Source organism: Pseudomonas mediterranea CFBP 5447 (assembly GCF_000774145.1).
Taxonomy (GTDB): domain Bacteria; phylum Pseudomonadota; class Gammaproteobacteria; order Pseudomonadales; family Pseudomonadaceae; genus Aquipseudomonas; species Aquipseudomonas mediterranea.
Window position 1 is genome coordinate 1 of the sequence record NZ_KN322985.1, and the last position, 13,295, is coordinate 13,295.

Annotated in this window: 10 protein-coding genes; all 10 read left to right on the top strand. The window is 62.2% G+C overall.

All coding sequences use genetic code 11. The features are described 5' to 3' along the window. The coding region (locus N005_RS12295) for an RHS repeat-associated core domain-containing protein (protein ID WP_047701457.1) at positions 1-3,663 on the top strand (3,663 nt) is incomplete at its 5' end. A gap of 12 nt (positions 3,664-3,675) precedes the next feature. After that, a complete protein-coding gene (locus tag N005_RS12300; protein WP_047701458.1) occupies positions 3,676-4,149 on the top strand; it encodes an SMI1/KNR4 family protein in 474 nt (157 codons plus the stop codon). 552 nt (positions 4,150-4,701) lie between these two features. Then, positions 4,702-6,117: a cytochrome c oxidase accessory protein CcoG gene (ccoG, locus tag N005_RS12305; protein ID WP_047701459.1), complete on the top strand. Its 1,416-nt coding sequence runs from the start codon at positions 4,702-4,704 to the stop codon at positions 6,115-6,117. An 11-nt stretch (positions 6,118-6,128) separates the two neighbouring features. Next, positions 6,129-6,668: a FixH family protein gene (locus tag N005_RS12310; RefSeq protein ID WP_047701460.1), complete on the top strand. Its 540-nt coding sequence runs from the start codon at positions 6,129-6,131 to the stop codon at positions 6,666-6,668. A gap of 156 nt (positions 6,669-6,824) precedes the next feature. After that, a complete protein-coding gene (locus N005_RS12315; protein WP_047701461.1) occupies positions 6,825-9,275 on the top strand; it encodes a heavy metal translocating P-type ATPase in 2,451 nt (816 codons plus the stop codon). Positions 9,276-9,299: 24 nt separating this feature from the next. Continuing rightward, on the top strand, positions 9,300-9,518 hold the full coding sequence (gene ccoS, locus N005_RS12320) for a cbb3-type cytochrome oxidase assembly protein CcoS (RefSeq protein ID WP_041020485.1): 219 nt from the start codon (positions 9,300-9,302) through the stop codon (positions 9,516-9,518). Further along, positions 9,511-10,194 carry a sulfite exporter TauE/SafE family protein gene (locus tag N005_RS12325; RefSeq protein WP_047701462.1) on the top strand — a complete coding sequence of 228 codons (684 nt, stop codon included), beginning with the start codon at positions 9,511-9,513 and terminating at the stop codon, positions 10,192-10,194. Before ccoS ends, N005_RS12325 begins: the two co-directional genes overlap by 8 nt. A 237-nt stretch (positions 10,195-10,431) precedes the next feature. Next, positions 10,432-11,814 carry an oxygen-independent coproporphyrinogen III oxidase gene (hemN, locus tag N005_RS12330; protein ID WP_047701463.1) on the top strand — a complete coding sequence of 461 codons (1,383 nt, stop codon included), beginning with the start codon at positions 10,432-10,434 and terminating at the stop codon, positions 11,812-11,814. A 94-nt stretch (positions 11,815-11,908) separates the two neighbouring features. Next, the gene (gene fnr, locus N005_RS12335) at positions 11,909-12,643 is read left to right on the top strand and encodes a fumarate/nitrate reduction transcriptional regulator Fnr (protein WP_047701464.1); all 735 of its coding nucleotides are present in this window, start codon (positions 11,909-11,911) and stop codon (positions 12,641-12,643) included. Between the two features lie 76 nt (positions 12,644-12,719). Then, positions 12,720-13,268, top strand: a complete 549-nt coding sequence (locus N005_RS12340) for an adenine phosphoribosyltransferase (RefSeq protein WP_047701465.1) — start codon at positions 12,720-12,722, stop codon at positions 13,266-13,268. The last annotated feature ends 27 nt before the right edge of the window (positions 13,269-13,295 follow it).

Genomic DNA, 13,295 nt, shown 5'->3' on the forward strand with positions numbered 1-13,295 from the left:
GTGGGGCTGGCGGTCACCGCGTTGCTGATGCTCAAGGGCGGCAAGGGCAAGTTCTTCAGCAAACTGCCGTGCATGCTCGCCGGGGCAGCGGCGTCGATGGCGGTCAGCAGCGCCATGAGCGCGGCGGCCAATGCGGCCATGGGTTCGTCGAACCCGGTGCATGCGGCGACCGGGGCCAAGGTCCTGGGCGGCGATGAAGAGCTGGATTTCGTCTTGCCCGGCATCCTGCCCATCGACTGGCAGCGCTTCTACAACAGCCGTGACGAACGCGGCGAAGGGCTGTTTGGCATCGGCTGGAGCGTGCCCTATGAGGTGTGCGTCGAGATCCGGCCCCATCCCGAGGGCGGTGAAACCCTGGTCTATACCGACGAACAGGGCCGGCCCATCGACATGGGCTCGATTCCCCTGGGTGGTGCAGTGTTCAGCCCCGGCGAAGGTCTCGCCGTGCGGCGCCATGCCAACGGGCAATTGCTGATCGAAAGCGCGGATGGCCTGTATCGCCTGTTCGAACCGGCGCCGGGGAACGCGGCTTTGCTGCGCCTGAATCAATTGGGCGACCGCAACGACAACCGCATCCATCTTGACTACAACGAAACCGGACGCCTGGTACGCCTGCGCGATACGTTCGACCTGGTGCAGGTCGAACTGGTTTACGAACGTGAACGTGTCAGCCAGATCGAACGCCTGTACCCCGACCAGCAACGCGAAGTGCTGGCCGGCTACGCCTACGACGCGGCGGGCAACCTGGCCGAAGTACGCGACGCCACCGGCCAGGTGCAACGACGCTTCGCCTACGACGCCGGTCGGCGCATGGTGGAACACCAGTTACCGACGGGCCTTCACTGTTTCTACGACTGGGCCTTGATCGAAGACCAGGAATGGCGCGTGGTCCGGCACTGGACCGACGAGGGCGATACCTACCAGTTCGACTATGACCTCACGGCCGGCATCACCCGCATCCGCGACGGCTTGCAGCGGGTCAGCACCCGCCACTGGAACAGCCAGCATCAGATCACCCAATTCACCGACACCCTTGGCCAGACCTGGTCGTTCGAGTGGAACGACGAGCGCCAGATGCTGGCCGCTACCGACCCACAGGGCGGGCACTACGCCTACAGCTACGACGAAGCCGGCAATCTGATCAGCGAAACCGACCCGCTGGGCCGCAGCAACACCACCCTCTGGTTGGAACACTGGTCCTTGCCGCTGACCGACACCAATGCCGCCGGCCACAGCTGGACGTACCGCTACGATCAGCGCGGCAATTGCATCGCTGAAACCGATCCGTTGGGCCACGTCACCCGCTACCGCTACGACGCCCACGGCCAGGTCGTGGAGATCATCGACGCCACCGGCAAGAGCAAGATGCTGCGCTGGAACCCGTTCGGACAACTGGTGGAGCATGTCGATTGTTCGGGTTATCCGACGCGGTTCAGCTACGACCCGCGCGGCTACCTGCAAACCATCACCGATGCCCTCGGCGAGCGTACCCAGTTCAGCTACGACGCCCAAGGCCGCTTGCTCGGCAGCCAGTTGCCGGACGGCCGCAGCGAGCTTTACCAGCGCGACGTCGCCGGCCAGTTGACCGGCTACACCGACCCGGCCGGGCACACCACGCTCTACCAACACAACCGCCGCGGCCAGGTCCGCCAGCGCACCGACGCCCAGGGCCGGCAGGTGCAGTTTGCGTATGACAGCTATGGACGACTGCAGGCCCTGGTCAATGAGAATGGTGAAAGCTATCGGTTTGCCTGGGATGCTGGCGACCGATTGACCGAACAGCAGGATCTGGATGGCAGCGCCAAGCGCTACGCCTACGACCGACTAGATAACGTCGCGGCGCTGACGGCCGTTCCGGCCCCTCACGGCACCGGCCTGGCAGTCGTCTCCGAAGCGCCACCGCCGCCCATCGTCCATCGACTGGAGCGCGACGCCGTGGGTCGGCTGATCGCCAAAATCACCGACGATGGCCGCACTGAATACGCCTACGACCCGCTGGACCAGCTCACCGCCGTCACCTTCACGGACCACCAGGGCAACGCCCAAAGCCTGAGCTTCGCCTACGACGCTCTCGGCCAGTTGCTGACCGAAAACAGCGCCGCCGGCAACTTGCAACACCGCTACGACGAACTCGGCAACCTGATCCAGACCCAACTGCCCGATGGCCGCTGGCTCAACCGGCTGTACTACGGCAGCGGGCACCTGCACCAGATCAACCTCGACGGCCAGGTCATCAGCGACTTCGAACGCGACCGCCTGCACCGTGAAGTACTGCGCACCCAAGGGCAGATCAGCACCCGCAGCGAATATGACCGCAGCGGCCGCCTTCGCTCGCGCCAACGCCGCCACACCAGCCAACCGTCGCTACTGCCGGCGGCGGTGCAAAAACACTTCGAGTACGACCCCGCCGACAACCTGATCGGCAAACTCGACCAGCAACCGGCCGCGCAGCACCGCCAACTGCTGCACTACGACGCCACCGGCCGCATTATCGCCAGCCAGGACAGCCTTCACGGCCAACGCGAAACCTTTGTCTACGACGCCGCCGCTAACCTGCTGGACGGCCCGCAAGCCGGTGCCGGCCGGGTGGTGCACAACAAACTGCTGACGTATGAGGACAAGCGTTACCGCTACGACGCGTTCGGCCGGATGATCGAAAAACGCAGCGCCAAACGAGGTCGGCAACGCTTCGCCTACGATGCCGAGAGCCGCCTGATCGAAGTGCGCAACGAGCATGGCAGCGTCGTGCGCATGACCTACGACCCCCTGGGCCGACGCATCGCCAAAACCGAGCATGACAATAACGGTTATCCGCTCGGCGAAACCCGCTTCACCTGGGACGGCCTGCGCCTGTTGCAGGAGCATCGCCACCTGCAGACCAGCCTGTACCTCTACGACGATAACAGCTACGAACCCCTCGCCCGCGTCGACGGCACCGGCCCGCTGCAAAAGATCCGCTATTACCACAATGACCTCAACGGCCTGCCGGAACAACTCACCGAAGCCGATGGGCACAACGTTTGGCAGGCAACGTACCGGGTCTGGGGAAACACCCTGTCGGAAGTGCGCGAGCCGTATTACATCGAAGAGCAGAACCTGCGGTTCCAGGGGCAGTACCTGGACCGGGAGACGGGGCTGCATTTCAATACGTTCAGGTTTTACGATCCGGATGTCGGAAGGTTTACGACGCCGGATCCGATTGGGTTGGAAGGTGGACTCAATCTTTACCAATACGCGCCGAACCCGATCGGATGGGCGGATCCATGGGGCTGGGCGTATGCCGGGGTCGACTTCACCGGAAGCAGTGATCTTTATCCGATAACGGGCTCACAAAGAAATATCGTGACGATCAAGATGCAAGGTTCCAGGTCGCGCGATTTTACTCAAGCCTTCAAAGAAGCAGGTATTCCCAGAAGTGCCAAGAAGGACTACACCTGGCACCACGTTGATGACTTCGACCCGAAAACGGGTCATACAACAATGCAGCTTGTCAAAAAATCCGCCCATGAGGCCACATACCCTCACGGCGGCTCGGTTGCTCAGTATGAAAAACATTTCAAGGTTAATTACGACAGCAGTGAGTCAGTCCTCGCAGCCTCAAAAAAGGGCTGGCTGGCCAACAAAATTCCCAACAGCAAAGTCAAACCTGGGCGCTGCTCATGACTGGAGATTTCGATGCTTGAAAACAAGTTCTCAGATTGCGAAACGGCTATTACCTCTACCGATCTGGACCACCTGGAGACCATCATTGGTAAGAAACTGCCCGTTACTTTCAGAAACCACTACCTCAAGTACAACGGAGGCATGCCGGAACGGGCTTACTGGGTCAGCGAAGATTTTTACGATCCAATCGAAGTAGCCTCCTTCAGGCCGATTGCCTATGGGGAGCCCACGCTTCTATCCACCTATCAACTCATGCTGAAGAAACAAGTTCTTCCTACACACCTCCTTCCTTTTGCAGACGACCTGGGCGGCAACTTTTTTTGCTTGAACCTTGATTCAGGAGCCATCAGTTACTTCACCACCGATACTTTCGACAGCGACCTCAGCCCTGAAGAGAATCAGGCCGAGTCCGAAAAACTTGTATGCTCGAATTTCCTTCGATTCGTCCAAGGCTTGATCGACGAGGAGGATTTGGACGAAGCGTGAACCATCGAAGTACAAAACGCGGATTCAAGAACACAATCCTGTGGCGAGGGGATTTAGCGAAGCGTCGCACCGCCCCGCTGGGCTGCGCAGCAGCCCCAACAACCATGCACTGAGGTTTTCTGGAAGACGCATAAACCTGACTACGGCTGCTGCGCAGCCGAGCGGGGATAAATCCCCTCGCCACAAAGTGCAGGCAACCTTCAGAGCGTCCCGACACCCTGGCTACCGCGCTCGTCCAGGCTACGCAACCTTGCGTCTTTACCTACGACTACGCCAGAAATCATGTTCAAGGCCACACCCAATCCGCCGAAGGCGGACTCCACCTCCTCCAATCGCCCGCTTTGGCTGGACGACTATACTCAACAAGTCAATTGATCTGAGTCATGACTTGTTACATCCGCTACACCATTCGACCTTGACTCCCAACGCGACCAAAGGTCGCACCCTTGAGCTAGAGCGACAGGCGTATCATTGCGCCATTGCAGCACCCTTTCTGACCGTGGTCGGCACGCACTGGCCCCGGCACTTTTCCACTGCCGTGGGATGCATTTGATGAGCAACCAGATTCCGGTACACGACGTTACCCCGCCTGCCAAGGACGCCAACAAGAGCGTCGACTTGTATGCCTCTCGGGAAAAAATCTACACCCGCGCCTTCACCGGTCTGTTCCGTAATCTGCGGATGGTGGGCGGAGCCTTTTTGTTCCTGCTGTACTTCGGTACCGTCTGGTTGAACTGGGGCGGTCACCAGGCCGTCTGGTGGAACCTGCCGGAACGCAAGTTCTTTATTTTTGGCGCGACCTTCTGGCCCCAGGATTTCATCCTGTTGTCCGGGCTGCTGATCATTGCCGCCTTCGGCCTGTTTTTCATTACGGTCTACGCCGGACGGGTGTGGTGTGGCTACACCTGCCCACAGAGCGTGTGGACCTGGATCTTCATGTGGTGCGAAAAAATCACCGAAGGCGACCGCAACCAGCGCATCAAGCTGGACAAGGCGCCCATGGGGGCGAACAAGTTCCTGCGCAAATTCGCCAAGCACAGCCTCTGGCTGTTGATCGGCTTCGTCACCGGCATGACCTTCGTCGGCTACTTCACACCGATCCGCGAACTGGTGTTCGAGTTCTTTACCGGCGAGGCCGATGGCTGGTCGTATTTCTGGGTCGGCTTCTTCACCCTCGCCACCTACGGCAACGCCGGCTGGCTGCGTGAGCAAGTGTGTATCTACATGTGCCCTTATGCCCGCTTCCAGAGCGTGATGTTCGACAAGGACACACTGATCGTGTCCTACGATCCGCGTCGTGGCGAAGGCCGTGGCCCGCGCAAGAAAGGTATCGACTACAAGGCCTTGGGCCTGGGGGATTGCATTGATTGCACCATGTGCGTCCAGGTCTGCCCCACCGGCATCGACATCCGCGACGGCCTGCAGATCGAGTGCATCGGCTGCGCCGCCTGCATCGATGCCTGCGACAACATCATGGACAAGATGGATTATCCGCGCGGCCTGATCAGCTACACCACCGAACACAACCTGTCGGGGCAGAAAACCCATAAACTGCGCCCGCGCCTGATCGGCTATGCCCTGGTGCTGCTGGCGATGATCAGCCTGCTGGTGACCGCGTTCTTCATGCGTTCGCTGGTGGGTTTCGACGTCAGCAAGGACCGCGTGCTGTTCCGCGAAAACGCCGAAGGCCGGATCGAGAACGTCTACAGCCTGAAGATCATGAACAAGGACCAGCGCGATCACACCTATGTGCTGGAGGCCACCGGTTTGCCCGACCTGAAGCTGCAAGGCCGACGGGAAATCAAGGTCGCGGCCGGGGATATCTTCAGCCAGCCGGTGGAATTGTCCAGTGCGCCGGACCAACTGCCGTCGAGCACCAACGAGGTGACCTTCATCCTCAAGGATGCCGATGACGACAGCGTTCATGTCGAAGCCAAGAGCCGGTTCATCGGCCCACAAATTCGTTGAGAGAACTGAACATGCCTGCAGCAACCGCCACCAGCCCCTGGTACAAGCACCTCTGGCCGTGGATCATTATCGGGATCCTGACCTGTTCGGTGACCTTGAGCCTGACGATGGTGACCATTGCGGTGAAGAACCCGGACAACCTGGTCAACGACAACTACTACGAAGCCGGCAAGGGCATCAACCGCTCGCTGGAGCGCGAACTGCTGGCCCAGACCCTGCAGTTGCATGCCAATGTGCAGATGGATGATGTCACTGGCGAGGTGAACCTGCGCCTGAGCGGCAACAGCCGGCCCCAGACCCTGGAGTTGAGTCTGATTTCGCCGACCCAGCCGGAGAAGGACCGCAAGATCGTCCTGACCCGCAACGACAGCGAGCCGGGGCGCTACATCGGCCAGTTGACGGACAAGATCGAAGGCCGGCGCTTTGTCGAATTGCTGGGGGTGGAAAACGACAAGACGTGGAGACTGTTCGAAGAAGAGCAGGTTGACCACGACCAGGCCATCCTGCTGGGCGATGAGCCGCTGCAAGGTGCCGAGGACCTGAAGAAGTAGCTCGTCTTTCTGTCGTTCTGATTGTTCCCACGCTCCGCGTGGGAACACAGCCCGGGACGCTCCGCGTCCCCTCGCAAGCGTGACGCGGAGCGTCACAGGATGCGTTCCCACGCAGAGCATGGGAACGATCATTGGACAACGTTCTGTGAAAATGCAATGACCACGCCCCAGCCCTGCTACCACTGCGCCCTGCCCGTCCCTCCCGGCAGCCGCTTCACCGCCGTTGTCCTGGGTGAAACCCGCGAGCTGTGCTGTCCGGGCTGCCAGGCAGTGGCCGAAGCGATTGTAGCCGGTGGGCTGGAGAGCTATTACCAGCATCGCAGCGAAGCATCGGCCAACCCCGAGACCCTGCCCGTCCAATTGACCGATGAGCTGGCGTTGTACGACCGTCCCGACGTGCAGCAATCGTTCGTGCGCCACGAAGGCGAGCTGGCCGAGACCACCCTGTTGATGGAAGGCATCAGTTGCGCTGCCTGTGGCTGGTTGATCGAGAAACAATTGCGCAGCCTGCCGGCCGTGGCCGAAGCGCGGTTGAACCTGTCCAACCATCGCTTGCAAGTGCGCTGGGCCGACGCAGAACTGCCACTGAGCACCCTGCTCGCCGAATTGCGCCAGATCGGCTATGTCGCCCACCCGTACCAGGCCGACCAGGCCAGTGAACAACTGGCGGCGCAAAACCGCCTGGCCCTGCGCCAACTGGGCGTGGCCGGGCTGCTGTGGTTCCAGGCCATGATGGCGACCATGGCGACGTGGCCGGAATTCAATATCGACCTGAGCCCGGAGATGCACACCATCCTGCGCTGGGTTGCGCTGTTTCTCACCACCCCCATCGTCTTCTATAGCTGCGCACCTTTTTTCAAAGGGGCGATGCGCGACCTGCGCACCCGCCACCTGACCATGGACGTTTCCGTGTCCCTGGCGATCGGCAGCGCCTATATCGCCGGGATCTGGACCTCCGTCACCGGCGTGGGCGAGCTGTATTTCGATGCCGTGGGCATGTTCGCGCTGTTCCTGCTGGCCGGCCGCTATCTGGAGCGACGGGCCAGGGAGCGCACCGCTGCGGCCACGGCACAACTGGTCAATCTGTTGCCGGCCTCGTGCCTGCGCCTGGCAAGCGACGGCCAGAGCGAACGTATCCTGCTCAGCGAGTTGCGGACCGGCGACCGGGTCCTGGTGCATCCGGGGTCGGTGTTGCCGGCCGACGGCAGGATCCTCGACGGCCAGTCCAGCATCGACGAATCCCTGCTGACCGGTGAATACCTGCCGCACCCCCGCCAGGCGGGCGACGCGGTTACCGCGGGCACATTGAACGTCGAAGGTGCCTTGACCGTCGAGGTGCAGGCGTTGGGGCAAGACACCCGGTTGTCCGCCATCGTGCGGTTGCTGGAGCGAGCCCAGGCCGAAAAGCCACGTCTGGCGGAAGTCGCCGACCGGGCAGCCCAATGGTTCCTGTTGTTTTCCCTGGTCGCCGTTGCTGCCATCGGTCTGTTGTGGTGGCAGCTGGATGCGTCCCGCGCCTTCTGGATTGTCCTGTCGATGCTGGTCGCCACCTGTCCTTGCGCGTTGTCCCTCGCCACGCCGACCGCGCTCACTGCCGCCACTGGCACCCTGCACAAGCTCGGTCTGCTGCTGACCCGGGGGCACGTGCTGGAAGGCCTGAACCAGATCGATACGGTGATTTTCGACAAGACCGGCACCCTCACCGAAGGTCGCCTGGCCTTGCGCACCATTCGCCCCCTGGCGGGCCTCGACAGCGATCAATGCCTGGCGCTGGCCGCGGCCCTGGAAAACCGCTCCGAACACCCTATCGCACGGGCCTTTGGCCGCGCACCACTGGCCGCCGAGCAGGTACAGAGCACACCCGGGCTGGGGCTGGAAGGCCAAGTGGGCGAACAGCGCCTGCGCATCGGCCAACCCGGTTTCGTCTGCGAGTTAAGCGGCGCGGCAACGCCGCCGATGCCGGACGAAGCCGGTCAATGGTTATTGCTGGGCGATACCCGTGGGCCCTTGGCCTGGTTCGTCCTCGACGACCGTCTGCGCGCTGACGCCCCGGCCTTGCTGGCGGCCTGCAAGGCGCGCGGCTGGCGCACCCTCCTGCTATCGGGCGACAGCTCGCCGATGGTGGCCAGTGTCGCCGCCGAATTGGGCATCGACGAGGCCCGGGGCGGTCTGCGCCCGGATGACAAACTGGCGGTGCTGCAGCAGTGGCACCAGCAAGGCCGCAAGGTGCTGATGCTCGGCGATGGGGTCAACGATGTGCCGGTGCTGGCGGCAGCGGACATCAGCGTTGCCATGGGCTCGGCCACCGACCTGGCCAAGACCAGCGCCGACGCGGTGTTGCTGTCCAACCGCCTCGATGCCTTGATCCACGCCTTCGACCTGGCCCGGCGCACCCGTCGGGTAATCATCGAGAACCTGGTGTGGGCGGCGCTGTACAATGGCCTCATGTTGCCGTTCGCCGCCCTCGGCTGGATTACCCCGGTATGGGCCGCAGTCGGCATGTCTATCAGTTCGTTGACCGTGGTGTTGAATGCGCTGAGGCTGACTCGCCAGCCCAAGCTGCAGATTTTCAACACCATGCCCGATACCCGCCCGCTGCCGGCCTGAGCCGCGCGGGCCTGGAGTTCCGAGATGCCAGCTCTCTACGTGATGATCCCGGCCGCGCTGCTGATCGTGGCCATCGCCGTGTACATATTCTTCTGGGCCGTGGACAGCGGCCAGTACGACGACCTCGACGGCCCGGCCCACAGCATCCTGTTCGACGATCAGGACCCCAACCACAAGGCCGCCGTGGACGAAGCCGACGGCCAGACCCAACGACCGGACGACAAGGCCCCGCCCCATGCTTGATCTGGCGCCGTTACTGGTTTCGGCGGTAATCCTCGGCCTGCTGGGCGGTGGCCATTGCCTGGGCATGTGCGGCGGCCTGATGGGCGCCCTCACCCTGGCCATCCCCAAGGAACAACGCAGCCGGCGCTTCCGGCTGTTGCTGGCGTACAACCTGGGGCGAATCCTGAGTTATGCCACCGCCGGGCTGTTGATCGGCCTGGCCGGCTGGGCCGTCGCCAACAGCCCGGCGGCGATGATCATGCGGGTATTGGCCGGGTTGCTGCTGATCGCCATGGGCCTGTACCTGGCGGGCTGGTGGAGCGGGCTGACCCGCATTGAAGGCGTCGGCCGGGGCTTGTGGCGACATATCCAACCGGTCGCCAACCGCTTGCTGCCCGTATCGAGCTTGCCCCGGGCCTTGCTGCTTGGCGCGCTGTGGGGCTGGCTGCCCTGCGGCCTGGTCTACAGCACCCTGCTGTGGTCCGCCAGCCAGGGCAACGCCCTGGACAGCGCGCTGCTGATGCTGGCTTTCGGCCTCGGTACCTGGCCGGTCCTGCTCGCCACCGGCCTGGCGGCCGAACGCGTCACCGCCCTGCTGCGCAAACGCAGCGTGCGCATGGCCGGCGGCCTGCTGGTGATTATCTTCGGCATCTGGACCTTACCGGGGCCGCACCAGCACTGGCTCATGGGGCACTGACTGGGATTCTCTGTGGGAGCGAGCCTGCTCGCGAAGACGGCATCACATTCAACATTGATGCAAACTGACCCAACGCCATCGCGAGCAGGCTCGCTCCCACAATGGGGAGTGGAGGCTCACAAATGCCCGATGAGCGACTGCGGGCACAGCACCACGCCCCGTTGATGCAAATCAACACGCCCCGACGTCCGCCCCCCTAGACTCGCGCCCATGCCAGCCTATCCGGGGAACGCCCGCATGCTCGACGCCATTCGTTGGGACTCTGACCTGATCCGCCGCTACGACGTGGCGGGGCCTCGCTACACCTCGTACCCGACTGCGGCGCAATTTGCCGGCCAAGTCGGCACGTTCGACCTGCTCCACGCCCTGCGCGACAGCCGCAAGGCCATGCGTCCGCTGTCGCTGTACGTGCACGTGCCGTTCTGCGCGAACATCTGCTACTACTGCGCCTGCAACAAGGTCATCACCAAGGACCGTGGTCGGGCCCATGCCTACCTGCAGCGCCTGGAACAGGAAATCCAACTGATCGGCTGCCACCTGGACCCGACCCAGCGCGTGGAACAGTTGCACCTGGGCGGCGGCACTCCGACCTTCCTCAGCCACGACGAGCTGCGCCAGTTGATGGCCAAGCTGCGCAAGCATTTGAACCTGCTGGATGACGACTCCGGTGACTACAGCATCGAAATCGATCCCCGGGAAGCCGACTGGTCGACCATGGGCCTGCTGCGGGAACTGGGCTTCAACCGGGTCAGTATCGGCGTGCAAGACTTCGATCCGACCGTGCAGCGCGCCGTCAACCGCCTGCAAAGCCTGGACGAAACCCGTGCAGTGATCGAAGCCGCCCGGACCCTGCAGTTCCGTTCGATCAACATCGACCTGATCTACGGCCTGCCCAAGCAGACCCCGGACAACTTCGCCCGCACCGTCGAAGAGGTCATCGACCTGCAACCAGACCGCCTGTCGGTGTTCAACTACGCCCACCTGCCGGAGCGTTTCATGGCCCAGCGGCGCATCAACGGCCAGGAGCTGCCGAATCCGGAGCAAAAACTGGCGATGCTGCAAGGCACCATCGAACAACTGACCGCCGCCGGTTATCGCTACATCGGCATGGATCACTTCGCCCTGCCCGACGACGACCTGGCCATCGCCCAGGAAGAGGCCACCCTGCAGCGCAACTTCCAAGGCTATACCACCCATGGGCATTGCGACCTGATCGGCCTCGGCGTTTCAGCCATCAGCCAGATCGGCGACCTGTACTGCCAGAACAGCAGCGATCTGAACCAGTACCAGAACATCCTTGCCGACGGACAACTGGCGACCAGTCGCGGGCTGCTGTGCAACGCCGACGACCGACTCCGGCGGGCGGTGATCCAGCAATTGATCTGCCATTTCAACCTGGCTTTCGCCGAGATCGAGCAGGCTTTCAATATCGATTTCCAGGGCTATTTCGCGGCGTTGTGGCCGCAGTTGCAGGCCATGGCCGAGGACGGGCTGATCGAGCTGGATAATACTCACATAAAAGTATTGCCTGCCGGGCGCCTGCTGGTGCGTTCGGTATGCATGGTGTTCGATGCCTATCTGGAGCAGCAAAACCGGCAACGCTTCTCCCGCGTCATCTGAGCGCGACAATTTGACGACGAACGCGCACTGGCCGGGGCTCCAGAGCTGGGTTACCCTTACGCCTTATGTGTGTTTTCCCACAAGGATTAAAGAAATGTCCGAGCCAGTCAAACTGCGCGCCCACAGCCAGGCACATTGCAAGGATTGCAGCCTGGCCCCTCTCTGCCTGCCATTGTCGCTGAACCTGGAGGACATGGATGCGCTGGATGAAATCGTCAAACGGGGCCGTCCGTTGAAAAAAGGTGAGTTCCTGTTTCGCCAGGGCGACACCTTCGACTCCGTCTATGCCGTGCGCTCGGGCGCGTTGAAAACCTTCAACCTGAGCGATGGCGGCGAGGAACAACTCACCGGTTTCCACCTGCCCAGCGAGCTGGTGGGACTGTCCGGCATGGACACCGAAAGCCATCCGGTCTCGGCCCAGGCATTGGAGACCACATCGGTGTGCGAGATTCCCTTCGACCGTCTCGATGAACTCGCGCTGCAACTCCCGCAGTTGCGCCGCCAATTGATGCGGGTGATGAGCCGGGAGATCCGTGACGATCAGCAGATGATGCTGCTGCTCTCGAAAAAGACCGCCGACGAACGCATCGCGACCTTCCTGGTCAACCTCTCCGCCCGCTTCCGTGCCCGTGGATTCTCGGCCAACCAGTTCCGCCTGAGCATGTCACGCAATGAAATCGGCAACTACCTGGGCCTGGCCGTGGAGACCGTGTCCCGGGTGTTCACCCGTTTCCAGCAAAATGAGTTGATCGCTGCCGAAGGCAAGGAAATCCACATCCTCGACCCGATCCAGCTCTGCGCCCTGGCCGGCGGCTCGATCGAAGGCTGATGAACGTGCGCGGCTGAGGGATTCCCCTGGCCGCGCTATACTGCCGCGTTTGCAGCCCTGCCAGGACACTTCGACGATGGTCTTCGACTCCTTCGACATCAAATCCCTGATCCGCCCCGTAATCGACTTCCCCAAACCCGGCGTGATCTTCCGCGACATTACCCCGCTGTTCCAGTCTCCCACAGCCCTGCGGCTGGTGATGGACAGCTTCGCCCACCGCTATGTCGAGGCCGACTTCACCCACATTGGCGCAATGGATGCCCGGGGCTTCCTGATCGGTTCGATCCTCGCCTACCAGTTGAACAAGCCACTGGTGCTGTTCCGCAAGCAAGGCAAGCTGCCGGCCGATGTGTTGGCCGAGGGTTACCAGACCGAGTACGGCGAAGCCTTCCTGGAAGTGCATGCCGACAGCCTGTGCGAAGGCGACTCGGTGGTGATGTTCGATGACCTGATCGCCACCGGCGGCACCCTGATCGCCGCCGCCAACCTGATCCGCCGCATGGGCGCCAAGGTCCACGAAGCCGCGGCGATCATCGACTTGCCGGAATTGCTGGGCTCCCAGCGACTGGAGGACATGGGGATTCCCACGTTCTGCCTGACGCAGTTTTCCCTGAGCGAACGATAACCGCCCGGCCATCATCGCTCCCACAGG